Origin of the sequence: Pseudomonas brassicae, assembly GCF_010671725.1 — a bacterium.
Lineage (GTDB): Bacteria > Pseudomonadota > Gammaproteobacteria > Pseudomonadales > Pseudomonadaceae > Aquipseudomonas > Aquipseudomonas brassicae.
On the sequence record NZ_JAAHBU010000301.1, the window covers coordinates 1 to 22,997 of the forward strand.

Below are 22,997 nucleotides of genomic sequence, written 5' to 3' on the forward strand. Positions count from 1 at the left end.
TGTGTCGCATCAGCTGTTCGATGCTCTGCTGCGCGCTGGGGTTGTCGGCCATGGCCAGCAGCGGGCTGCAGGCCAGCAGCAGGGCGAGGATTGGTGCTTTCATCTGTGTGTTCCTGTGCAAGGCTGCCGGCCGGAGCCGGCAGCATCCGTTGGCGGGCTCAGAAGCCCATCTTCACACCCAGTTGCGCCGAGGTGCCGGGCATCGGGTAGTTGGTGCGGTAGGCGTAGTCGCGGTCGAACAGGTTCTCCACGGCGACGAACACTTCACCGACCTTGCCCAGCGCCGGCATGGCGTAACCCACGCGCAGGTTGACCACGGTGAAACTGTCGACCTTGGAGAAGTTGCTGGCGCCGGCGCTGCGCTCTTCGGCCAGCACATACATGTCCTTCTGGTACTGTGCATCGGCGGACAGCCGCCAGCGCTCGATCTCGTAGGTGGTACCCAGCGAGAGCGAATTCTGTGGGGCGTAGGGCAGGGTCTTGAGGGACGGGTCGAGCCAGGTGAAACCGACGAAGCTGCTCCAGTTGCTGTTCCAGCGCTGCTGCCAGGTGGCTTCGGCCCCCTTGACGCTGTAGTTGCCGAGGTTGATGTACGAGGGGCGCGATACCGTTGGCGGGAAGGCGAACAGGTAGCGGTCCTGCAGCTTGTCTTTGAACACCGCCAGGTCCAGGGTGGCGCTGTCGATCGGGTTGAAGCGTACCCCCAGCTCCTGATGGTCGACCTTTTCGGGCTTGAGGTCTCTCCAGGTTTCACCCAATGCCGGGATCAGGCTGGACATGACCGAGGCTTCCAGGCCGGGGTAGTTGATACCGCGCGAGGCGTTGGCACGGAACTCGACCCTGTCTGACGAAAGCAGCAGCCCAGCGTGGGGCGCGGTGGCGTTCTCGAAGACGTTGTGAGCGTACGTGCGCACACCGGCCGACGGTGTCAGGCTCCAACGATCGTTGAGGGCGAAGGCATGACTGACCGCGATGTGCGGCGAGGTCACGCGCAGGGTCGGTGCGTCGAATTGCGCCTGTGGCGCCGGCGCGATACGCTTGAAGTGCACTTCGCCCTTGCTCTCGTCCAGGTCCAGGCCCAGGGCTACTTCGCCGCCTCGCCAGGGGCGCAACTGTTCTTCCCAGCGGATGCCTTGCAGGGTGAAGTCACTGATGGTGTCGCCATCCAGCCCGCGCTGATCCAGGGCGGCGCCTCGCCCTTTGTTGTGGTAGAGCTTGACGCTGCCGTTGCCCCAGTCATGGGCGTGTGCCAGGGACAGCGAAGCCAGGGTACCGCGGGTATTGAACTCGCCGTTCTTTGTCTGCGGCAGGCCTTTCTGGCCGGGGTCGGACACCTGGTTGTTGGCGTGCAGCAGCAATAGCCCCGTGCTCCAGTTGTCGTTCAGTTGGTAGCCCAGGCGGGCCATGCCATTGTTCAGGCGGCCGTCGCCATCGCTGCGGTCGCCATCGGAACGGGCCGCGCCCTGGGCCAGCAGGTAGTCGAAGTTGCCCTCGCGACCGATCAGGCTGGCTTGCTCGGTCGCGGTGCGAAAGCTGCCGCCGGTCAGTTGCAGTTCGCCGTGATGATTGTCGCCCTGTTCGGCGACCTTGGGCGCCAGGTCGATGGCGGCGAAGGTGTTGCCGAACTTCTGCGGCTGCGGCCCCTTGTAGACACTGATGCTCTGCATGGCGTTGATCGGCAGCAGGTCCAGCAGTGGGTGGCCCCAGACGCCCATGTAGAACGGTACACCATCGATATAGGTCTTGATCTCGCTGCCCGGGCGACTGGCGCCCATGCCACGGATATACACGGCGCCGCCCTCGGCACCGCCGAACGAACCGACCGGGTTGAAGCGTGATACCACCACCCCTGGCGTGCGGCGCAGTGCCGAGGAGAGGTCCAGGGCATTGAGGTCGCGGATCTGTGCCTGGCCGACCACTGTGGTCAGGCTGGCGAAGCTGTCGACGTTGTTCTGATCAATGACTGAGGCGCCTACCACCGGTGTCTCGGCCAGTTCCACGGTGTTGGTCTGGGCCAGAGTAGCGCCACTGCAGAGGGCGAGTGCGGCAGCGCAGCAGAGTGTCTTGTTCTTCATGTTCCGGGCATTCCTGATATGAAAAGTCGAAGCGGGCCATACCCCTGCGCGCATGGCGACATCCCCATGTGCATTGAGCCAAGGGCGCCAGGGTGGCTAACGGGTGGGTTCAGCTCAGGACAGGCGAGGCACGTGGGTTGGCCGGCGGCCAGAGGCGACGAGGCCCGGCAGCAGGGGCCGCAGGCAGGGGAGACTGAACAGAATGTTCGGCCACAGGGAGGTCGATTACCCGGGGCACGCAGTCCGGACCGGTGTGGCTGCACAATGGACAGTCGAGTGGAGTGCTGCCGCTCAGGGTATCGCCCAGCCATTTGTCGAAGCTGGCCGAGCCGGGCGTCGCCCCGGGGTGGCCGCAGAATGCACCCCCCAAACCATTGAGCGTCAAACCGACCGCCTGGCCGTGACCGAGGCCGCAGTGCAGCAAGGCGAACAGCAGGCTGGCGTAAAGGGTCCAGGCGAATGCGTGGCGGCGTCCTGCTGGTCGATGCATATCCTTTGCTCGGTGACCGCTGCGGTTGAAGTGGGGCGATGCGCGAGTCTAGCAATGCGTCCTTGAAGTGGTGGGTGCGACAGCCTGCCACACCTGGGTGGTGCTCCTTGCGGTTTGCGCCAGCGCAGGTTGTGCTGTGGCAGTTTGTCGCAGGTGGGTCTGGAAGGCCTTGCACGGATTGGCAGGCGAGAATCGCCAATGGCATTTTTCAACCCTTGCGGGCTTAGTCAGGCAGGCTTGAACACAGAAGACTTTGCGACAGGCTGGCTCGATCTGCCGCTGTTCCATGGAGGAGTGCGGGCGATGGTAGATGCCTTCCGTGAGATCAATGACCCGTATGGCGACGGCAAGCGCTAGCCTGCCGCGCGTTGCCCCCAGTGAGGCGCAGCCTCTGGCCATCGAGGACGATCTGCTGCTGTTGCGTTTCGAGTCGCGCGGGCTGTGCCTGTCCGTACCGCATGCCCGCCAGAGCATGGGGCGCACGTGGTTATGCCTGACCTTCGTGCAGAAAGGGCAGTTGCGCCATACCGACAGCAGGGGCCGCTGCTGGATCTTCGAGGCCGGCCAGACCATCGCCCTGCTGCAGCGCAACTGTTTGCACGCCACACGCTACCAGCCCGGCGTGGGCGCCAGCGGTTTGCACGTGCTGCTGGGCGAGCGCACGCTGCGCCGCTACATGGGTGAGCAACAGGCCCTGCGTCTGTTGGCGTGTGAGGGCGAGGCGCCGCTTCTGCAGCGGATCACCAGCCGCAATGCGCACAGCCACGCCCTGGCCCTGGCCACGCAGTTGGTACAGGCACACTGCTCGCCACTGCAAATCCATCTGCATGTCCTGAACCTGCTGGCCATGCCCCTGCAGAACTTGACCGTGCCTTGCACAGAGGCAAAGCCGCTACTGCCCGGGATGAGCGTGCAACGTTTGGAACAGGCGCGGCAGGTGATGCTCGACGAACTCGACCAGCCCTTGACCGTCCAGGTCTTGAGCCGCCGCGTCGGCCTGAGCGTGGCGAAGCTCAAGCAGGGTTTTCACCAGCTGTTCAACACCACGCCCTATCGCATGCTGCTGGAACTGCGCATGCAGCGTGCCTACGCCTTGCTGCAGGACGGCTGCCAGGTCGCGCAGGTGGGTTACAAGGTGGGTTACCGTCATCCAAGCAATTTCAGCGCAGCGTTCAGTGACTATTTCGGCATTGCGCCCAAGCAGGTCGGTAAAGGCAGGGCTGAACTGACGTAATTCATAGGTATCCGCTCGCAATCCGTATGAATGGGCGCTGTAGGCGGATTGGCGTGCCCAGGTGGGTGGCGAAGAATGTCCTGGCCCTAAGCCAAGGATCTTCACTATGAAACTTCCCGCACTGGTTGACGCCTGCGCACAACTGAGCCGCGAAGAAATTTCCCGCTACAGCCGCCACCTGTTGATTCCCGACGTCGGGCTCGAAGGTCAGCGTCGATTGAAATCCAGCAAGGTGCTGGTCATCGGTGCCGGCGGGCTTGGTTCGCCGACCCTGTTGTACCTGGCGGCGGCCGGGGTAGGTACGCTCGGTATCGTCGATTTCGACGTGGTCGAGGCCTCCAACCTGCAGCGTCAGGTGATCCACCGCCAGTCGACCCTGGGCCAGGCCAAGAGCGAGAGCGCCGCGCGGGCTATCGCTGACCTCAACCCTTTTGTCACGGTACGCCAGCACACGCTACGCCTGGAGCCGGAGAACGCACTGGCGCTGTTTGCCGAGTACGATCTGATCCTCGACGGCACCGACAACTTCGCCACCCGTTACCTGGTCAACGACGCCTGCGTATTGGCCAACAAACCCTATGTCTGGGGCTCGATCTACCGTTTCGAAGGCCAGGTCGCGGTGTTCTGGGAACAGGCGCCAGGCGGCGTCGGCCTGAATTACCGCGACCTCTACCCCGAACCGCCGCCACCGGAGCTGGCGCCCTCCTGCGCCGAGGGCGGGGTGCTCGGCATCCTCTGCGCCTCAATCGGTTCGATCATGGCCACCGAGGCGATCAAGCTGATCACCGGCATTGGCGAGACGCTGCTGGGCAGGCTGATGGTCTACGACGCCCTGGACATGAACTATCGACAGATCCGCCTGCGCCGCGCGCCGGATCGTCGGCCCATCACCGGTTTGCAGGATTATCAGGCCTTCTGCGCCGGCGTGCCGCAAGCCCCGCTGGAGGTAGCGCAGATCAGCGCTGCGCAACTGCATGTGCTGCTGCGCGAGGACCCTGCCGTGGTGCTGGTCGATGTGCGCGAGCCGACCGAATGGGACATTGCGCATATCCGTGGCGCGCAGTTGATGCCCAAGACCGCGCAGCTCGCCGCGCAGCTTAAGGCTCGCTATGCCAGCGACACACCCTTGGTGCTGCACTGCAAATCCGCGCTCGCTCGCGGGCGGTGCTGGTCGAATTGCAGCACCTGGGGTTCACCCGGGCGCAGAACCTGCAAGGCGGCATCCTGGCCTGGATCACGGATGTCGAACCAGGCTTGCCGAGCTATTGAAAGGACGGAGCCACTCATGCTGATTATTTCCAAGGCCTTGCTCGCCGCCGCAATCGCCCACGCACAGCGCCAACATCCTCTCGAAGCCTGCGGCGTGATAGCCGGCAGGCAAGGCACTGACCAGCCTTCGCGGTGGATCCCCATGGCTAACCACGCCGAGTCATCTTCCTTCTTCCAGTTCGAGTCGCGTGAACAGTTGCGTGTCTGGCGCGAGATGGACGCGCAGCAGGAAGAGCCGGTGGTGATCTACCACTCGCACACGGCCAGCGAAGCCTACCCGAGCAAAGCCGATATCGAATTTGCCAACGAGCCGCAGGTGCATTACCTGATCCTGTCCACCGTCACCGGCTGCGAGCACCCGGTGCGCAGCTATCGCATCGCACAGGGCCAGGTGATCGAAGAAAGCCTGCGCATCATCGACAGCGACACCCACGCGGCCTGAGCGGCGTCACTGCCCCATTCTTCCTGTTATCGGCCTTTTCGCCGAGGAGTCCCCCATGCCGGTTTTTATCAATGTTCCCACCCTGTTGCGCAGCTACACCCAGGACAGCAAGCGTGTCGAAGCCCAAGGGCACACGGTGCGCGAGGTCGTCGACGACCTGGAACGGCGTTACCCGGGTATCCGCCCGCGGTTGATGGACGAGCAGCGCCTGCACCGCTTCGTCAATGTGTATCTCAACGATGAGGACATCCGTTTTCTCGACAACCTCGATACCACGCTGACCGATCGCGATGAACTCACCATCCTGCCCGCCGTTGCCGGCGGCGCACGATGAGCCATGTCGCGGCGCCGGTGCTGCGCGGGTGCCGGCTGCTCGGCCCCTTCGCCGACGAGCATGACCCGCTGCAACGCGCCTTGGGTGTCCAGGCGCGGGCGTTGGGGCTGGAGGTTCGACATGCGTCAGGCGATGGTCGACTGCTGGTCTATCGACTGGAAGGCGAGGGCATGCAACCCGCCCAATGCAGCATCAGCGGCTGGACGAACGATGCCCCGAAAGCCGTCAGCGAATTCACCCTACAGGCCGCCTGCGGCCTGATGGCGGTGCATGGTCGGGCCAGCGGCCAGGCGCAGGCCATCGACCTGGACTACCTGAGCAACGTCGCAGCCAGCCTGGTGTTGACCGGGCTGATGGCCGCGGCGTTGGGGCGCCTGCGCGGCAGCGAGGCTGCCGAGTGCAGCCTGTCACTGCCTGGGGCAGGGCTGTTGTGCATCAGCCAGTACCTTGCAGGGGCGACCGCCGAGGAGGGCGCCGAACAGTTGCCTGGCGGCTGTTCTGCTGCGCGGCTGCGCCCGCCTTTCATCAGTGCCGATGGCGTGGCGTTCGAGCTGGAGACGTTGGATGCCGGCCCGTGGCTGGCGTTCTGGGAGACTTTGGGCGTATCGCGGGCCGACAGCGGCCAAGGTTGGCAGGGTTTCCTGTTGCGCTATGCCCGGGCCATCGCGCCGATGCCCGAGGCCCTGTGCCAGGCCCTGGCCGCGTTGCCGTATGAACAGATAGTTCAGCATTGTGCCGCCGCAGGGATGGCCATCACACCGGTGCATGACCTGACACAGCGCAGTGCCCTGGCCGTGCTCGGTGACAGTCCCTGGTCGTTCGACCTGCATGCCGTCATGCCGCCGTCACGTCCGTGTACGCAGGCCCTGCCCCTGGATGGTTTGCGGGTCATCGAATCGTGTCGGCGTATTCAGGGCCCCCTGGCGGGTCATCTGCTGGCCACCCTGGGCGCACAGGTGACTCGCGTGGAAATGCCTGGTGGCGACCCCCTGCGCGGCATGGCCCCGCTGGCGCAAGGCTGTTCGGTGCGTTTCGACGCCCTGAACGGCCTGAAGTCGATGGTCGAGCTAGACCTCAAGTCAGCGCTCGAACGCAAACAACTGCGCCGGACCGTAACCGATGCGACGTGTTCCTGCACAACTGGGCACCCGGCAAAGCCGAGGCGTTGGCACTCGACCAGCCAGACCTGGCCCAGCTCAACCCCGCGCTGATCTACGCCTACGCCGGTGGCTGGGGCGACGCCAACGTACCCGCCGGCCTGCCCGGCACGGATTTCACGGTACAGGCCTGGTCCGGTGTCGCCCAACTGATTGGCCAGGGCGATGGCAATCGCGGTGGCTCCTTGTTCACCGTGCTGGACGTGTTCGGCGGGGTGATCGCTGCCCAGGGCGTCGTCGCCGCGCTGCTGGCCCGGCACCTGTACGGCTGTGCCGGGCGGATGGACAGCTCGCTGCTCGGCGCCGCCGATGTGCTGTGTCACTCGCGCCTCGCGCGGTCACGGGAGGCGAAAACCGCGGTGTTCCAATGTCGGGACGCGAGCCTGGCAATCGACTGCTCGGCGCCGCACGACCTCGATGCGGTCAGGCGCCTGTTCGATGTCGCGGCGCAGTCTCCATGGCACGCGCTGCGCGAAACACTGCAGGGCCAGTTGTCACGGCAAACGGCCGGGCACTGGCAATCGCTGTTGTTGAGCGCAGGCGTACCTGCCGCAGTCGTCTGGCAAGACCTCACCCAACTGCAGCATGACCCTCACCTGGCGCCTTGGCTGGCGCCAGGCCGTTATACCCGCGTGCTTTCCCCATGGAGGTTCACATGAACGATTCCGGCATGATCGACCTGGTGCCCGCCATTGTCCGGCAGGCTTGGCGCGAGGCAGGTTGGTACGCCGACCAGCCGCTGTTCGCGCTGTTCGAGCGTCAGGCGCTGGCGCGCCCGACAAACCCGCAGTGCTGACCCTGAACGGGCAGGTGAGCTACGGCCAGTTGCACGACTACAGCCTGCGGTTGGCCAACGGGCTGCGCGAACGCGGCGTGGTGGCGGGCGATGTGATCGCGTATCAACTCGGCAATGGCTGGCACTGCTGTGCCATTGACCTCGCCGCCGCCGTGCTGGGTGCTGTGGTCGCACCGTTTCCGCCGGGGCGTGGCCGGCTGGATATCGAAGCGTTGCTCAGACGCTGCTGCGCGCGGGCGGTGATCATCGCGCCATGCCAGGGCGAGACCGACCTGTGCGAGGTGATCGAGTCATTGCGCCCGACGCTGTTGTGCCTGCGTGTGCTGGTGGTCGATGGCGGCGAGCGTCAGGGCTGGTCGACGCTGCACGCGCTGCTGGGCTCGGCGCCGCTGGCGGCCGAGGAGCGCACCACGGTCTGCCCCGACAGCCCGGCGCGCCTGCTGGTGTCCTCCGGCACTGAGTCCGAACCCAAGCTGGTGGCGTACTCGCACAACGCGCTGGTCGGCGGGCGTGGGCGTTTCCTGCAGCGCCTGCTTGCCGATAGCCACGGGCTGCGCGGGCTGTACCTGGTGCCGCTGGGGTCAGCGTTCGGCTCCACCGCCACGGCTGGCTGCCTGGCCTGGCTCGGTGGTTCGGTGGTGGTCCTGGAACATTTCGAGGCGGCCGACGCCATCCGCGCCATCGAGCAACTGCGCCCGACCCATGTGTTCGCGGTGCCGACCATGTTGCAACGTATCGCTGCGGATCCTGCCTTGCCCATGGCTGAGCGCAGCAGCCTGGTGGCGCTGGTCAGCGGGGGCGCGTTGATCGACGCTCAGAGCATCCGCCGCTGCGTCGAGGCCTTCGGCTGTGCGTTGGTCAGCCTCTATGGCTCGGCCGACGGGGTCAACTGTCACAACCTACCGACTGATTCGCTGGAGGTGGTCTTGAGCAGTGTTGGCAAGCCCAATCCCAGCGTCTGCCAGATAAAGATCGTTGATGAGGGCGGTGTCGAACGACCGCGGGGGGAGGTTGGGGAAATCAAGGCTCGCGGGCCGTTGAGCCCGATGCAGTACGTCAATGCGCCCGAACTCGACCAGCGCTACCGCGATGATCAGGGCTGGGTTTGCACGGGGGACCTGGGGCTGCTCGATGCCAAGGGTTATCTGGTGCTGGCCGGGCGCAAGAAGGACGTGATCATCCGCGGTGGCGCCAATATCAGCCCGGCGCAGATCGAGCGGCTGGCCACAGCTCACCCGCTGGTGGTCAGTGCTGCCTGCGTGCCGGTAGCTGATACCGAACTCGGGCAGCGCGTGTGTATCTGCCTCACCTTGCGAGAGGGGGCGCGACGCTTTGCTCTGAAACACCTGACAGATTATCTGGGAGATCAGGGCCTGGAGAAAAACAAATGGCCGGAGTACCTGCGCTTCTGCCGTGAGCTGCCCTTGAGCCCCGCCGGCAAGGTGGACAAAAAAGGCGCTTGGCGCCGATCTGGCCTTCCTGCAACGCAGTTTGAACATCGCCTGCTGAGGTGCCTGCATGCATGACTACGATCATTTGCAAACACGGGTGATACAGATCCGTCGTTTCATGGACACGCGGCTTATCCCGCAAGAGCGGTGTCTGGAGGCAGGCGATGGCGCAGCCCAGGCGTGCCTGGCGCAATTGCAGCAGGCCGCCCGCGCCGCTGGACTGTGGGGGCTCGCCAATGGCCTGAAGCCGGGGTTGCTTCTCGATTACCTGCCGCTTGCCGAGCAGGAGGGGCGCTCCGAACACGGCCCCGCCGTATTCGGCGCCGAAGCGGCCCTGGACGGCTACATGCTGCGTCACGGCAATGAGCTGTTGCGCCTGCAGGTGCTCGCGCCTGTGCTCGCCGGGGAGGCGGTGGCCAGTTACGGCATGTCGGAGCCCAACAGCATCGGCTCCATACCGGCGACCCTCACGACCCGCGCCCAATGGTGCGCTGATCATTGGCGGCTGGACGGCGAGAAGTGGTTCATCTGCCGTGCCGAACAGGCGGCGTTCATCACCGTAGTGGCGCACACGAGTGAGGGACCGGTGGAGCAGGCGCTGACCTTGTTCGTGGTGCCTGCCGGCACGCCTGGCATGCAAATCACCGGGCGCATGACCGTGCTTGGCCGCTACCAGGGCCAATCCAGTGTGCGGCTTTGCGCGGTGCGGGTCGGCCCGCAGCAGGTCCTTGGCGAAGTCGGCCAGGGCTTCGCACTGATCCAGGAACGCCTTGGGCTGGGACGTCTGCTGCGTTCGGCGCACTGGCTTGGCATGGCTCAGCGCTGCTTCGATCTGATGGGCGCACGTATCGTCTCGCCACGCGGCACCCTGGCGCGCCTGGCGGACAAGCAACTGGTGCGCTTGCGCATGGTCGAGGCGTATCAGGCGATCCACGCTGCCCGATCACTGCTGCGCGACGCCGCGGCCCGGTTCGATCAGCAACAGCCCAACGAGGTGGAAGCCAACCTCGCCAAGTTGGCGGCATCCAGGGCCTTGAGCCTGAACGCGGACTCGGCAATCCAGATCTACGGTGCCGAGGGGCTGGGCGACGCTACGCCACTGTCGGGGATCTACCGACATGCCCGCGCCAGCCACTTCATGGATGGCACCGACGATGCGCTCGTCAGCGCCTTGGGGCGACAGATGATCGCTGCCTACCAGGCTGGGGGAGGGCTGAATTTCGCCGCGCCGTCTTCGTTATCTGTGGACTGGACAAGCGCAACGCGCGACGACAAGGATGACCCCCATGCAGGCTGACGATGTGTCGATGACGCCGCTTCGACAACCCTCCACCCTGTGGTTGCGCAGCCTGCTGGGTGCGGCCATGGCCCTGCCCATGCTGGTGTTCTACGCCATCGGCGCGTTGGGCCCGTATCTGGTCGCCGACCTGGGGGTTTCCGAGAACAGGCTGGGTTACCTGACCATGAGTGCATTCGCCCTGGCTGCTTTCGTCTCGGTGTGGGCTGGGGCCATCGTCGACCGGCTGGGCGGGCGGCGGGCACTGGGACTGCTGTTCGGCATTTGCGCGCTGGCGTATGCATTGGCCGGCCTGTTACCAGGCTTTGAGGGGCTGGTCATCGCTCTGGCCATCTGTGGCGCGGCCCAGGCATTGGCCAACCCTGCGACCAACCTGCTGATCGCCGAAAACCTGCCGGTGGCCGAACGTGCGGCGACCGTGGGCGTCAAGCAGGCCGGGGTGCAGGTGTCGGCGCTATTGGCGGGGCTGTTGTTGCCTGTCATCGCTCAGGGGCTGGGTTGGCGGGCGGCGCTTGTAGTATTCGCCCCGATTGCGTTGATGTTGGGGTGGATCAGTATGCGCCATCTGCCTGTATTGCCGCAGGGCAGGTCATGCCTGACACTCGCCCTTCATCGTCCTTCGACCGGGTTGGCCCTGCTGATGGCCGTGCAGTGTTGCGTGGCGATCGCCTTGTCGTCGTTCGTCACCTATCTCGGGGTATATGCACGGACCCTGGGCGTGCCATCGGTGCTGGCTGGCACGCTGGTGGCGGTGTTCGGCGTGATGGGCATCCTGGCACGGGTGTGGCTGACGCCGTTGGCCGCGCGGATGAAGGATGAAAGCGTGATGTTGGGGGTGCTGTGTCTGCTCGCAGCGCTGGCGGTTTTCAGCCTTGGCCACGCCAGCCCGTATTTCTGGGGGTGGTTATGGGTCGGCAGCATCGGGATGGGGTTGACTGCGGTGGCGACCAACGCGGTGGCCATGAGCATGGCCCTACGCGACCGGTCGTTTGGTGCGCCGGCCGCTTCGGCCAGTCTGTTGTCGGTGGGGTTCTTCGGCGGCTTTGCGCTGGGGCCGCCATTGCTCGGTTGGCTGCTACGACGTAGCCAGGGTTACAGCGAGATCGGGTGGGCGATGATCGCGGTCTTGCTGCTCGGCGGGTTTCTGTGTGTGTGGCTTGGTGCGTGGCGCCGCGCTGGTCGGTCCTGAATCATCCCCAGCCCTCAAGGCCACACTAGGCTCAGCGCGGCCTTGAGGCTGGATCATTGGACATGTAGTCGATCACGGCTGTGTAGTCCTCGGCGGTACAGTCCATGCACAAGCCACGTGGCGGCATGGCGTTGAGCCCTTCGGTGACGTGTTTGACCAGTACGTCGTTGCCTTTGGCCAGGCGCGCTTTCCAGGCATCTTGATCGCCTTTCTTTGGTGCCATGGGCAGTTGGCCGTTGTGGCACATCTGGCAGGAGCGGTTGAACACTGCCTCTGGATCCTGAGCTGCATGAGCCAGGCCTGCGGATGCCAGGCAGGCAAGCATTGCGAGTGTTTTTTTCATGACCTTGCTCTCAGGTTTTTATTGGAAATCTGAGTCTATGGGAGCGACGGCGCATGTCAGGTGCGACGTTCTGAAGCAGCGCGGGCTTGGCGGCCTCAAACGCTACTTCGGTGCCGATGAGGCGGCATACTGTCGCAGGTCGCGCTGCAAAAGTGCCGTGCTAGGTTGTAATCGACTCGGTGTTTTGCTCTTGGCAGGGTTTTCATCGGGTCAAACAAAAGCCGGGGCGGCATACAGCCCCGGCTTTTGTTTTTCAAAGCACCATCGGAAAACCGCACAAGATCTTCCCCGCTAAACTTCAGCCGCAGAGAACAGCTCTCTAATTAAACCGTGATGTGCTCGTCGAAACTCAGCCGCTAACCGTATGTGCCCATTGGTTTTTCTGTAGTGGTCTAATGAAACCGGACACCCATTTAGGCGAGAATGCTCGCCATAGAGAGGTGTCCGATGACCAAGCAACGACGTACCTTTACCCCCGAATTCAAACATGAAGCCGCCAGCCTGGTGCTCGACCAGGGCTACAGCCACATTGAGGCAGCCCGGTCGCTCGGCTTAGTTGAATCAGCATTGCGCCGGTGTGTCAGTCAGCTCCAGCAGGAGCGTGGCGGTATCACCCCGACCAGCAAGGCATTAACACCTGAGCAGCAAAAAATCCAAGAACTGGAAGCCCGAATCAATCGTCTGGAACGGGAAAAGTCGATCCTAAAATAGGCTACCGCGCTCTTGATGGCCGAGGAGCACGAGCGCTCGCGTTAGTCGGTCAGCTTTGCTCCGAGAGCCGGTTGATCTGTTGTGCTCGGTATTTGAAGTCACCCGATCTTGCTACTACGCGTACTGTCGAAACGCCGATCCCCTGATGCCGAACGGGTGATTTTGCGCAGCCGGGTGAACGAACTGTTCACCCAAAGCCGAAGCGCTGCGGGCAGTCGAAGCATCATGCTGATGATGAAAGAGGACGGCACGCAAATCGGGCGATTCAAGGTACGTAAGTTGATGCGCGAGATGAACCTGATCAGCAAACAACCGGGCTCCCATGCCTACAAAAAGGCCACCGTGGAGCGACCTGATATCCCGAATGTACTTGATCGAGAGTTCAGCGTGGCATCCCCCGACAAGGTCTGGTGCGGTGACATTACGTACGTTTGGGCCGAAGGTCGATGGCACTATCTAGCGGCCGTAATCGATCTTTATGCGCGCCGGGTCGTAGGCTGGGCGTTCTCAGCCAAGCCTGACGCTGACCTGGTGATCAAGGCCTTGGATATGGCCTATGAGCAACGTGGCCGGCCTCAGAATGTGCTGTTTCATAGCGATCAGGGCAGCCAATACGGCAGCCGGAGTTTCCGCCAGAGACTATGGCGATACCGCTTCACACAGAGCATGAGTCGGCGCGGCAACTGCCATGATAATGCCCCGATGGAGCGGCTATTTCGCAGCCTGAAAACTGAATGGATACCGACGGTGGGCTACATGAGCGCCGCGTTGGCTAAACAAGATATCGGTCGTTTCCTGATGGAACGTTACAACTGGCGGCGACCGCATCAGTTCAACGAAGGCTTAGCACCTGCCGTTGCCGAGGAAAAACTTAACGCAGTGTCCGGGATCAGTTGACCACTACAGGGCGATTCAAGCACATCGTTGGCTGTATTGATTTTAGCCCGGAACCGCACAACAAGTTCAACGTCGTACGGCTCTATTTGAGTTAGAAAATCTTATAAATAGCCCGATCTCAACCCATTTTTATGGGGCTCAGTTCACAGGCGTACCCATCATTTGGAACTCGGTCGACCTGGAATATGACTAAGGATCGATTTGGAGAACCCGCCATCGACACAGATATCCTGTCCCGTTACGTAGCCGGCTAGCGGGCTGACGAGAAACTCGATCACGTTCGCGATATCCATCGGCTCGCCAATTCTCGCCAGTGGAATGATCGCTTCCCGAGCCTTCTTGATCTGTGGGTCGGCGTACATTTTTTCAGACATCGGCGTGTGGGTCATTCCTGGGGATACGACATTGACCCGAATTCCGTCAGGCGCCCACTCCAGAGCGAGCGTTTGAGCGAGCATTGTCAGCGCTGCCTTGGTGGGACTGTAGGCACCAGAGCCGGCGTGTGGAAGCTGGCCAGACATCGACGAGGTGAAGCACGCTGAGCCTCGGCTATCGCGAAGGTGCGGGTAGGCGGCTTTGGCAAGCAACCAGGCGCCGCGAAGGTTGACGGCGAACATGTCGTCCCAATCCTCGATGGACAAATTGCAGATCGCCCCGGGGCTCGCGACGCCGGCATTCGCAACAAGTGTGTCAAGCCCGCCAAATTCCGCTACCGCAGCTGCTACCAGTTGGTCAGGTACTGCCGGATCGCCAAGGTCACCAGACAACGAAATCGCGATGCCACCCATGGACTGTATTTTTCGAACAACCTCATCCTGGGTTGCGTTCGGAGTCTGTCCACACACGGCAATTTTTGGCTGCGAACCCCGGGCAAGCGCAGCCTCCGCGATCCTCAGGCACGCAGAAGCACCGATGCCGCTACTACCGCCACTCACCAAAGCTCTCATTGAACAACCCTCGCACTTAGATTTTGTTGTAGGTGGAAACCCTAACCTACAAAAAGGCGTACAACTTTGCAATCAAATTGACAATGGAATTCGATTCCGTTATGTTTTTTTTGCCATCTGGGTGTCCTCAACAGCGCCGTAAGTGTCGCCATCCAGAACATCCATCGTCGCCTCTTCCTGCGGCGATAGTGGTCAGACTACAAAATTCATAACATGAATGGCCCGTTCACTCCGGTGAATACTCAACTGAAAGGATGTTTTGAAATGATCATCAGCACGTTTTCCTATTTGTGGTCATCCACGGCCATCGATGCAATTGCGCAGTTATCTGAGCATGGGCACCGTGTGTTCGAGGTGCCCGTAAGCTCGCCACATTGCTGGCCAGTGGAAATGTCGAATGCAGAGCGATCTGCCGCAAGTGCGCGTCTGCGTCAGTACGACGCTAAGATCCGGTCGCTGAACGCTGGCGGTTATGACATCAACCTGGCCAGTCCCGCTGCGAACATGCGTCAGAAGAGCATCGATCACATCAAGGCGGTAATCGACCTGGCAGTGGATTGGGAAACCCAGGAGGTGGTGATATCCCCTGGCACGCGGCGGCCGATGATTTCTCCACCGCTTGAAAAGACGTATGACTGGATGTACGAGAGCCTGGCGGTTTTGACACCACTGGCGAAGCAGGCGGGTGTGCGCCTGCTGCTAGAAAATACCCCGTACTGCTTCACTCCTACCATGCGGGAGCTGGCAGAGGTTGTGGGTACTATTAATGATGATGTCGTCAGAGTCGTTTATGACATCGCCAACGCGGCTTACATAGGTGAAGATCCGGTAGCGAGCCTGCTGGCCTATCACAGTGCTATCGACTTTGTACACGTATCCGACACGGGCACTGATATTTGGGGTCATGATCCAGTTGGCACCGGGGTCGTGGATTTCGTCGGATTGGGAGAGGCGGTTCACGCGACCTGTGGTATTGCAAACTGCGTGCTCGAAATCATCCGCGAAGAAAACGCCTTGTACGAACTTAACAAAGGTGTACAGGATCTTCGCGCGAAGGGCTGGAAGATTCCGTAATTGCCGCTCGAATGCTTGTCGTTGTAGCCCTGAGGCCCGCAATGGGCTCAGGTGCAAGTTGCAGCATCAGCGCGCAGGCGGGGAATGTTCACCACTGACTGAAGTCCAAAGCGACCAGTACTCCCCAACCTTTATGGCCGAGCGTTTCAAGTGTTCGATATGAGCGTCCAGGGTTTCCTCTCGCATGCGGGCGATTGGGCCAGCGATGCTGAGGGTGGCGACAGGGGGCGAGCTGTGGGGGCGTGACATGTCGAATACAGGCACTGCCACGACGCACACACCCACTTCACCTTCTTCTCGAACTATTGCGTGCCCCTCTTTGCGAATTAAGGCGATGTCATCGAAAATTTCGCGAATCGTAACGCGGGCGTTGGGCCCTGCATACTCTCGGCTGTTCTCGATATCCCAAGCGGCGAGAATGCGCATGGCGCGTTCATCACTCATCGTAGAGAGCCATGCTTTACCCGCTGCAGTGGTATGGGGAGTGATTTTTTCGTCTAGGGCGCGGCGGTATTGAAGGCCTTTGGTATTTTTCGTGGCCTGCAGTACCCAGGTCAGGTGATCCTCTGCGACCTCCGCTAGGCGGACATGCTCGCCGGTTTCGCTGGCGAGTTCATTGAGCAAAGGTTGCATAATCCTGGCAAAGCCAGTTTCAGTGATGTAGTTCACGCCCATGCTGGGAATCTTCAGCGTCAGGCAGTAATGGTCCTGCTCGTCCTGGTGAACGTAGCCTCTTTCTCGCAGTGCGCTCAATATGCGATGAGCCGTGGCCATGGCCACTTGAGTCTGTTCACTTATTTCAGACAGGGCAAGGCCGCCTGGATGGGAAAGGAGCAGTTCCAAAGTATTGAAGTAGCGGCCTATATGCGACAATTGTTGATCCTTTATTTCGCGACAGGTGTCAGAGCGTGATCGGAACGCCACCCAGGCGATCTGACTCATAGGCCGCCTCGATGATACACATGACACGGTGCATGGTTGTTAGCCGTGCGCCTGTATAAGCAACACCACGGTCGGGGGCGAGGATGTCGGTTACAAAGTTGTCGTAATAAACATCAGAGTTCAAGCTCATGTGCAGATCACTTGCCTGCCCGGCTGCATCGACCAGCCGCATGCCGTCTGCGGTGGAGCGCGCATAGAACTGATCGCTTGACATTGAAAATGAATACTCCCGTTGCTCAGGGGTATTGCCGGGATAATTGTATCCTGTTTCGATCGTGCAGATGCAGCCACTCTCGGTCACCAGGGTCATCAATGAGCCAATCTCCACGGCTGTCAGTAACGGGTCGCGATACATTACTGCCGATACGTTGCGAATCGCCTCGCCGGTGATTTCCTGGACCAGGTCGACGAAATGAGGGGCAAGATTGATTGTGCAGCCGCCACCCGACCGTTTCGGATCAAGCATCCAGGAACAACTGTTAGCCAGGTACCTTCCAGGCGGGCCCGCGTTGAACCGAAACGCCAGAGTTCGCCACTTGGCGTTACTCTCCCTGGCTTCGTGTTTCAGGCGGTTCAGTAGTTCACTGTGTCTCCATATCAAAGGTACCGCCACGAAAAGGCCGTCGGCTTCGGTACGTTGGTACAGGTCCAGTACTTCGTGTTGTGTGAGCCCACAGGGCTTTTCCATTGCGAAGGGGACCTTCCGCTCAATCAGTGCTTCGCCTATGGCATGCAGCTCATCGTGTGGGCCAAAGGCAAAGGCAAAATCAGCCTCTTCGTTCTCCAGCAGGGTTTCCCAGTTATTGTAGAGCTGCGCTCCGAAACGCTGGGCGAGCGCAGGTCCGCGCGACCCCGTTGCGTCGGACACCGCCGTGACCGTTACATCAGGCAAACGCTCTAGCGCATCGAGATAGAGAGGGGTGTGCCAGTGGCTGACTTCCAGGAGAACGACTTTCAAACATCCACCCTTTATAGACAAGTAGTTTTGACAAGCCTGCAGGCGTTGTCGAGGTTAGGGAGTGAGCCGCTAACGAATGACTTGCAAGCTACGGTTATGAGCTTGAAAGCAGACTATCACGACGATGTTACTAACGGAAGTGGGTTCCGTTTTGGTTGGGGCTGCGTAATTTGTAAGTATGGCGGGCGTCACGAAGAAGGTGCGCATGCCGAAAGCGTGCGCAGCTTAGAGAGGCTTTGATTGGCGTGATGACGGGGCGTCGGCGCTCGGGAGGCGGCGGGGCGTTACAGTCCCGTCGAGTAGCGATGTTCGATCTCTTTGAAGCCAAGGAACCTAAGTGCCAGCAAGGCCTGGCCCACGTGCATGGGTTGGCCATCAAGGGTTTTGCAGCCGCGTGCTCGTGCCTCAAGTAGCAAAGCGGTTGGCTCGGCTCGAGTGATGATGTCCACCACTGTCGTGGCTGGGTTCAATCGCTCTGCTTCTATTGGCATCGGATCATCAGGGTTCATGCCGAGCGGGGTGGCATTGATAACGATGTCATGCCCGGCAGGGTCTGCCGGCCCTGCATGAACAGTACACGAGCCCTGTTCTCCAGCGCGTTGCGCCAGGTCGGTGGCGCGTTGCGGGTCCAGATCTGAAATGATCAGCGAGCGAGCGCCGGCAGCGGCAATGGCAATGGCGATGGCCCTTCCCGAGCCGCCTGCTCCGACGAGGAGAACAGATTTCCCATGCAGCGAAACACCCTTACGCTGCATACCGAGTACGCAACCTAGCCCGTCGAATACTGCGCCCTCCCAGCGACCGTCCGGGTCGCAGCGAACCACATTTATTGCGCCGACTTCGCGTGCGGTGGGGTGAAGCATGTCCACCATTTCAAGCATGGTTTGCTTGTGCGGCATGGTGACCAGAAGCCCTGCGAGGTTGCGCACAGCCCGTGCGCCTTTGACGAACTCGGCCAAGCCCTGTGTACCGACCTCCATCGGAATGCAGACGGCGTCAGTTTGTGCTTCAGCAAATAGCCTGTTCAGCAGCATCGGGGATTTGGCGCTCCTGAGCGGGTCGCCAATCAATCCATAGATGCGGGTATTGCCAGTGATGAGTGGATGCATGTGAACCTACTGTGTAGTTGGCGGGTGCGCGCCACATGCCAGCTCGGCGACATTGGGTTTCTTGCTGGCGGCGCACACGCTCATCGCCGCCATCCCCGACGTACTGCACAGAACAACTGCGCAACACATTGAGGATGACGAGCCTGTTTGTCAGGCGTGCATCATTGGAGTTGATTTTTGAGCGACTGATTGGGGGCGCTAGTGTTCGCCTTGGGATTGGAACGCTCCCGCAGCAGTTCGTACTCTTCCTCGGACATCGGCACCGCATTCGGGTCTCCGAGTTCACTCAGGCGAATACGGAATGTTTCGCGGGTAGTAAATGCTGCAATCGCGCAGATTGCACAGATGCCAAATGTCAGCGCGCCGATTTTCAGAGGGATATTTTCGGTGCCCGGAGGCGCAATCGATACGAACAGGGCTGGCAGAAACGCAGTGCATGCTACCCCGATGTTTTGACCGATGGCCATACCGGTGACGCGTACCCGTGTGCGGAACAATTCAGGGAACATGCTTGGGAAAACACCGTTGAAACCTTGGTAAGCAACGCCCCACATGAGCAGCGAGAGAATCAGAGACAGCCAGAGATTGTGAATGCTGATTGCATAGAGGTACCCGAACGACAGGAGGCCGCCGCAAAGCACGCCCACGATCACCGGGGGGCGACGGCCGATTCTGTCAGATAGCTTGCCGACAAACGGGATGAGTATTACAGCGCACAGATTTCCGAGCACCGGGATCCACATGAACAACCCGGAAGGGAAGCCAATTCCATAGGCGGGCTGGACTGCATAGGTGGCACCGAAAACGGAGGCGAGGATTGCGAGAACTGCAGAGAGTGCCATGCAGATTACCCGCAACACATCCTTCCAGCTTTGGGTGAGTACTTCGACAACAGGCAATTTACTAGGCTTGTCCTGTGCTTGCGCCTCAGCGAAGACCGGGGCCTCATGTACTTCACGGCGGATGATCCATCCGGCGACAAGCACGACAGCACTCAGCAGGAAGGGAATGCGCCAGCCCCAGGACGCAAAATCATCCGCGGCATGAATTGGGCGAGGGGCAGGAAAACTGCCGCCGCTAGTAATTGCCCAGCTTGAACACCTTGAAGGGTAAAGCTTGCGAAATAACCCCGGCGCCCATCAGGTGCGTGCTCCATGGTCATGGAGCTAGCACAAGACACTTCGCCGGCAACCGCGAACCCTTGAATAAGACGCAAGGTGATGAGTATTGCGGGAGCCCAAACGCCGATCTGGTGGTAGGTCGGGAGCAGGCCAATGCACATGGTCGAGAAGCCCATCAGGAACATGCAGTAGACCAGTACCGTTTTGCGACCATGACGGTCACCCAGGTGCCCTAGCACCACGGCCCCAATAGGTCGTGCGATATAGCCGACGCCGAAGCTGGCGAGTGAAACGATGATCCCTACGGTTGGATCGTCCGTTGGAAAAAACAGCTGCGGGAAGAGCAGGGCTGCGGCAGTCGCATAAATGAAAAAGTCGTAGTACTCCAGCGCCGAGCCGATCCAGCCGCTAGCTGCGGCCTTCCTTGACTGACGTTTGGAATGTGGATCGCTAGGGATGCCATGGCTCATGAAGTGTCTCCGGTACCTTGATTTTGTTATTGTAACGTCGTTCCATTTGTAATGTTGTTCCCGGGCAGGGCCTTTGTCAAGTGGGGCTCGGGTCAGATTGCTGATCGGTCTGAGCGAGGCTGCTGCTCAAGACTCATGAGCTGTTTAGGAAAAGTGCCCATCAAGCCGAATTGCAGCCTTGACGCTGTGACTTCGTGAGCAGGGCATGGCAGCGAAGCAGCCGTTGTGCCAGCGATGGAATGTATTTGCGTTGACGTGACGAACAGACAGTGTTTACTATTGTAACCATGTTCCAAATAGAACCGCGTCACGTTTTAGTCGGCGCTGCTCATAACCAGCTGAGAAGAATCCGATGAGAGTCGTTAAAGGTGCTGTTGACCGCTGCCTTGAGGCTATCGAGCTGCTCGCTCGTGAGGCCCGCTGGATGCGAATGTCCGATATCGCAGGTGAGTTGGGCATGGAGAAGGGGCCGGCACACCGTGTGCTTGCGCAGTTAGTGGAGCAAGGATGGGCCGAGCAGGATGAGGCGACATCCCAATATCGTCTGACACTCAAGTTGGCGCTGCTGGGGCAGCGTTATCTGAACGGTATCGGATTGCCGGAGTTGGTTCAGCCGATCATTGAAAATGTAGCTTCTTTATCCCATGAGCTGGTTCGTCTAACAGTCGTCTGCGAGGGCGGTTTGTCTTGGCTGGCCTCTGCCCAAGGCGCTGCGCCCGGGTTGATGTACTCGCCGGCCATGGATCAGTCGATCAATCTGTACACCACCGCTAACGGCAAAGCCTGGCTAGCATCCATGCCTGATGAGCAGGCTGTTGAAATTGCTATCCGTGATGGCTTGGGCAAAGACCAGGGTGCAGGCAAAGGGCCCCGGGCTATCAATACGGTCGAGCGCTTGCTTTCCGACTTGGCCGCGACCAGAGCACGCGGTTACGGCCTTGTGGTGGAAGAGGCTGAGGCTGGCGTTTGGGCCATCGCGGTTCCTGTGAAGATGATTCCATCTGGCATTGTGGTCGGGACCATGAGTATCGCCGGTCCGGTGTTGCGTATGCATCCAGACCGATACGCCGATTTGCATGCACTGCTCGAGGATGCTGCGAACAAGCTCGGCACCGTATGGCCTCGGCAACCCAGTGTGCAGGGATGAATCTCATGGATCAGTGCAATCAGTCAGGCAGTTCGCCTGAATCAGTCCTTCTGCACGCCGCCGCGCAACTGGCGAGCGCACGTCAGACGGGTAATCGATTAGATGCCCTGCCATGCAATGGGGCTTCACTGAGCCTGGAGCAAGGTTTCGAGATACAGCGGCATGTGGGTGTGCTGGCCGGGAAAAAAGTGGGTGGATGGAAATGTGCATTGCCCAAGCCCGGTAAGTGGATAGTCGCGCCCATCTACACCGATAGCATCGTGCGCTGCGACCAATACCCTTTGAGCGTGGCTACTTCCAAGGTGCGAATCGAACCTGAACTTGCCTGCGTGTTAGGCGCCGACCTTCCTGCCCGCGCGGCGCCGTACACGGTCGAGGACGTTACTCGCTCTATCAGTCAGGTACACCTTGCACTGGAAGTAATCGACTGTCGTTACACCGATCCGCAAAAGGTTCCGTTCGAGCAGTTACTGGCTGACGGCTTGTTCAACCACGGCTTAGTGCTGGGGCCACGTGCCATTTCACTGAACTCGAACAATTTGCCCGCTCACTTGGACGTAACGCTGAGTCATCCTGGTGTCGAGCCTAAAAATATTGCCGGCACTCATCCGGATCAAGACCCCATATCGCCGATCGTCTGGCTCGCAAACTTTCTCTCTGCACGTGGCATCGATCTGCAAGCGGGTCAGGTCGTGATCACGGGTTCCTATGCAGGGGTACTCGAAGTTCCCACCCACCAGCCGCTGGACATCCAGTTCGGCGAGGCAGGATCACTGTCTGTCTTTTTCTCAACGCTTGAGGAGTAACGTATGCGCTTGGTTCGTTTCGGTTTGCCAGGACAAGAACTGCCTGGAATTTTGGATGCTCAAGGGCAGATCAGGGATCTCTCTGGCATCGTCGATGACATTGATGCAGCGGCGCTGTCGCCGTCCAGTATCGAGCAGCTGCGCGGCGTCGACATTGAGCGTCTGCCATTGGCACCTGCTGGGTCGCGTCTGGGCCCTTGCGTGGGCAGTGTGCCGAATCTGATCTGTATCGGCCTCAATTATTCCGACCACGCCGCCGAGACCAATACGCCTATTCCAAGCCAGCCTGTGGTGTTCAACAAGCACACCGGTTCCATCAGCGGTGCAAACGACCCTGTGATTCTGCCAGGTGATGCCAAGAAGCTCGATTGGGAAGTTGAACTGGCTATCGTGATTGGTTCGCCTGCCTGGCATATCGAAGAAAGCAAAGCGTTGGATCATATCGCCGGTTATTGCCTGGCAAACGATGTTTCCGAGCGCGCCTATCAGCTTGAGTACGAAGGGCAATGGACCAAGGGCAAGAGCAGCTTTTCCTTTGCGCCACTTGGGCGTGGCTGGTCACTCGCGATGAAATCGCCGACGTGCAGAACCTCGACCTGTGGCTGGAAGTGAACGGTCAGCGTTATCAGAACGGTAACACTCGGACCATGATTTTCAATGTTGCGCATATCGTGTCCTACCTGAGCCGTTTCATGCCGCTCATGCCGGGTGATGTGATCATCACAGGGACACCGCCAG

Annotated in this window: 18 protein-coding genes and 4 pseudogenes; 14 read left to right on the plus strand and 8 right to left on the minus strand. The window is 60.6% G+C overall.

The features are described 5' to 3' along the window. Positions 1–158: 158 nt before the first annotated feature. Together G3436_RS19345 and G3436_RS28625 are read right to left on the minus strand one after the other, a co-directional pair. Positions 159–2,075 (minus strand): TonB-dependent receptor, encoded by a 1,917-nt coding sequence (locus G3436_RS19345; RefSeq protein WP_163948207.1) that lies wholly within the window; start codon positions 2,073–2,075, stop codon positions 159–161. Between the two features lie 109 nt (positions 2,076–2,184). After that, positions 2,185–2,565, minus strand: a complete 381-nt coding sequence (locus tag G3436_RS28625; protein WP_338001287.1) for a DUF2946 family protein — start codon at positions 2,563–2,565, stop codon at positions 2,185–2,187. Positions 2,566–2,763: 198 nt separating this feature from the next. On the opposite strand from G3436_RS28625, the gene G3436_RS19350 reads away from it, so the two are divergent. From G3436_RS19350 to G3436_RS19390, 9 genes and pseudogenes are all read left to right on the plus strand, one after another. Continuing rightward, on the plus strand, positions 2,764–2,922 hold the full coding sequence (locus G3436_RS19350; protein WP_163948210.1) for a hypothetical protein: 159 nt from the start codon (positions 2,764–2,766) through the stop codon (positions 2,920–2,922). Further along, a complete protein-coding gene (locus tag G3436_RS19355) occupies positions 2,903–3,799 on the plus strand; it encodes a helix-turn-helix transcriptional regulator (protein ID WP_178116528.1) in 897 nt (298 codons plus the stop codon). Before G3436_RS19350 ends, G3436_RS19355 begins: the two co-directional genes overlap by 20 nt. A gap of 106 nt (positions 3,800–3,905) precedes the next feature. Further along, positions 3,906–5,510 (plus strand): molybdopterin-synthase adenylyltransferase MoeB, encoded by a 1,605-nt coding sequence (gene moeB, locus G3436_RS19360; RefSeq protein ID WP_243667219.1) that lies wholly within the window; start codon positions 3,906–3,908, stop codon positions 5,508–5,510. A gap of 55 nt (positions 5,511–5,565) precedes the next feature. Beyond that, positions 5,566–5,844: a MoaD/ThiS family protein gene (locus G3436_RS19370; RefSeq protein ID WP_163948218.1), complete on the plus strand. Its 279-nt coding sequence runs from the start codon at positions 5,566–5,568 to the stop codon at positions 5,842–5,844. 170 nt (positions 5,845–6,014) lie between these two features. Next, positions 6,015–7,660 (plus strand): annotated as a pseudogene (locus G3436_RS27855) (CoA transferase). Beyond that, positions 7,657–7,797: a hypothetical protein gene (locus tag G3436_RS27860; RefSeq protein WP_243667220.1), complete on the plus strand. Its 141-nt coding sequence runs from the start codon at positions 7,657–7,659 to the stop codon at positions 7,795–7,797. The pseudogene G3436_RS27855 and the gene G3436_RS27860 overlap by 4 nt, the downstream one beginning before the upstream one ends. Continuing rightward, on the plus strand, positions 7,791–9,323 hold the full coding sequence (locus G3436_RS19380) for a class I adenylate-forming enzyme family protein (protein ID WP_338001288.1): 1,533 nt from the start codon (positions 7,791–7,793) through the stop codon (positions 9,321–9,323). The genes G3436_RS27860 and G3436_RS19380 overlap by 7 nt, the downstream gene beginning before the upstream one ends. After that, positions 9,316–10,545, plus strand: coding sequence for an acyl-CoA dehydrogenase family protein (locus G3436_RS19385; RefSeq protein ID WP_243667221.1), 1,230 nt, complete (start codon positions 9,316–9,318; stop codon positions 10,543–10,545). The genes G3436_RS19380 and G3436_RS19385 overlap by 8 nt, the downstream gene beginning before the upstream one ends. Further along, entirely contained in the window at positions 10,535–11,734 is a 1,200-nt protein-coding gene (locus G3436_RS19390; RefSeq protein ID WP_163948221.1) for an MFS transporter, read from the plus strand. The genes G3436_RS19385 and G3436_RS19390 overlap by 11 nt, the downstream gene beginning before the upstream one ends. Positions 11,735–11,765: 31 nt before the next feature. Here G3436_RS19390 and G3436_RS19395 read toward each other — a convergent pair whose 3' ends face one another. Beyond that, entirely contained in the window at positions 11,766–12,077 is a 312-nt protein-coding gene (locus G3436_RS19395; protein ID WP_163948224.1) for a c-type cytochrome, read from the minus strand. 447 nt (positions 12,078–12,524) lie between these two features. Between G3436_RS19395 and G3436_RS19400 the strand changes: the two are divergent. Next, positions 12,525–13,685, plus strand: a pseudogene (locus tag G3436_RS19400) (IS3 family transposase). A gap of 158 nt (positions 13,686–13,843) precedes the next feature. Here the strand turns inward: G3436_RS19400 and G3436_RS19405 are convergent. Continuing rightward, complete coding sequence (locus G3436_RS19405; protein WP_338001289.1) at positions 13,844–14,620, minus strand: SDR family NAD(P)-dependent oxidoreductase; 777 nt, start codon at positions 14,618–14,620, stop codon at positions 13,844–13,846. Between the two features lie 276 nt (positions 14,621–14,896). On the opposite strand from G3436_RS19405, the gene G3436_RS19410 reads away from it, so the two are divergent. Continuing rightward, positions 14,897–15,706: a sugar phosphate isomerase/epimerase family protein gene (locus tag G3436_RS19410; RefSeq protein WP_163948230.1), complete on the plus strand. Its 810-nt coding sequence runs from the start codon at positions 14,897–14,899 to the stop codon at positions 15,704–15,706. Between the two features lie 66 nt (positions 15,707–15,772). On the opposite strand, the gene G3436_RS19415 is transcribed toward G3436_RS19410, so the two are convergent. The 4 genes and pseudogenes from G3436_RS19415 to G3436_RS19430 all read right to left on the minus strand — a co-directional run bounded on the left by G3436_RS19415 (position 15,773) and on the right by G3436_RS19430 (position 20,306). Further along, complete coding sequence (locus tag G3436_RS19415) at positions 15,773–16,648, minus strand: IclR family transcriptional regulator (RefSeq protein ID WP_163948233.1); 876 nt, start codon at positions 16,646–16,648, stop codon at positions 15,773–15,775. Beyond that, entirely contained in the window at positions 16,608–17,606 is a 999-nt protein-coding gene (locus G3436_RS19420) for a Gfo/Idh/MocA family oxidoreductase (RefSeq protein ID WP_163948236.1), read from the minus strand. Before G3436_RS19420 ends, G3436_RS19415 begins: the two co-directional genes overlap by 41 nt. A gap of 284 nt (positions 17,607–17,890) precedes the next feature. Continuing rightward, positions 17,891–18,715 carry a shikimate dehydrogenase family protein gene (locus G3436_RS19425; RefSeq protein ID WP_163948240.1) on the minus strand — a complete coding sequence of 275 codons (825 nt, stop codon included), beginning with the start codon at positions 18,713–18,715 and terminating at the stop codon, positions 17,891–17,893. A gap of 161 nt (positions 18,716–18,876) precedes the next feature. Then, a pseudogene (locus G3436_RS19430) lies at positions 18,877–20,306 on the minus strand (MFS transporter). Positions 20,307–20,658: 352 nt separating this feature from the next. On the opposite strand from G3436_RS19430, the gene G3436_RS19435 reads away from it, so the two are divergent. The 3 genes and pseudogenes from G3436_RS19435 to G3436_RS19445 form a co-directional block, all read left to right on the plus strand. Further along, a complete protein-coding gene (locus G3436_RS19435) occupies positions 20,659–21,453 on the plus strand; it encodes an IclR family transcriptional regulator (RefSeq protein ID WP_163948243.1) in 795 nt (264 codons plus the stop codon). A gap of 5 nt (positions 21,454–21,458) precedes the next feature. Then, positions 21,459–22,259, plus strand: a complete 801-nt coding sequence (locus G3436_RS19440) for a 2-keto-4-pentenoate hydratase (RefSeq protein ID WP_178116531.1) — start codon at positions 21,459–21,461, stop codon at positions 22,257–22,259. A 3-nt stretch (positions 22,260–22,262) separates the two neighbouring features. Beyond that, positions 22,263–22,997: pseudogene (locus G3436_RS19445) on the plus strand (fumarylacetoacetate hydrolase family protein); the annotation flags it as partial.

What these genes read in the sequence shown, in the direction of transcription:
- G3436_RS19425 (WP_163948240.1), bottom strand. Translation starts at nt 18,715, where the DNA reads ATGCATCCACTCATCACTGGCAATACCCGCATCTATGGATTGATTGGC.
- G3436_RS19385 (WP_243667221.1), top strand. Translation starts at nt 9,316, where the DNA reads ATGCATGACTACGATCATTTGCAAACACGGGTGATACAGATCCGTCGT.
- G3436_RS19390 (WP_163948221.1), top strand. Translation starts at nt 10,535, where the DNA reads ATGCAGGCTGACGATGTGTCGATGACGCCGCTTCGACAACCCTCCACC.
- moeB (WP_243667219.1), top strand. Translation starts at nt 3,906, where the DNA reads ATGAAACTTCCCGCACTGGTTGACGCCTGCGCACAACTGAGCCGCGAA.
- G3436_RS19415 (WP_163948233.1), bottom strand. Translation starts at nt 16,648, where the DNA reads ATGAGTCAGATCGCCTGGGTGGCGTTCCGATCACGCTCTGACACCTGT.
- G3436_RS28625 (WP_338001287.1), bottom strand. Translation starts at nt 2,565, where the DNA reads ATGCATCGACCAGCAGGACGCCGCCACGCATTCGCCTGGACCCTTTAC.
- G3436_RS19350 (WP_163948210.1), top strand. Translation starts at nt 2,764, where the DNA reads ATGGCATTTTTCAACCCTTGCGGGCTTAGTCAGGCAGGCTTGAACACA.
- G3436_RS19440 (WP_178116531.1), top strand. Translation starts at nt 21,459, where the DNA reads ATGGATCAGTGCAATCAGTCAGGCAGTTCGCCTGAATCAGTCCTTCTG.
- G3436_RS19395 (WP_163948224.1), bottom strand. Translation starts at nt 12,077, where the DNA reads ATGAAAAAAACACTCGCAATGCTTGCCTGCCTGGCATCCGCAGGCCTG.
- G3436_RS19345 (WP_163948207.1), bottom strand. Translation starts at nt 2,075, where the DNA reads ATGAAGAACAAGACACTCTGCTGCGCTGCCGCACTCGCCCTCTGCAGT.
- G3436_RS27860 (WP_243667220.1), top strand. Translation starts at nt 7,657, where the DNA reads ATGAACGATTCCGGCATGATCGACCTGGTGCCCGCCATTGTCCGGCAG.
- G3436_RS19355 (WP_178116528.1), top strand. Translation starts at nt 2,903, where the DNA reads ATGGCGACGGCAAGCGCTAGCCTGCCGCGCGTTGCCCCCAGTGAGGCG.
- G3436_RS19370 (WP_163948218.1), top strand. Translation starts at nt 5,566, where the DNA reads ATGCCGGTTTTTATCAATGTTCCCACCCTGTTGCGCAGCTACACCCAG.
- G3436_RS19410 (WP_163948230.1), top strand. Translation starts at nt 14,897, where the DNA reads ATGATCATCAGCACGTTTTCCTATTTGTGGTCATCCACGGCCATCGAT.
- G3436_RS19435 (WP_163948243.1), top strand. Translation starts at nt 20,659, where the DNA reads ATGAGAGTCGTTAAAGGTGCTGTTGACCGCTGCCTTGAGGCTATCGAG.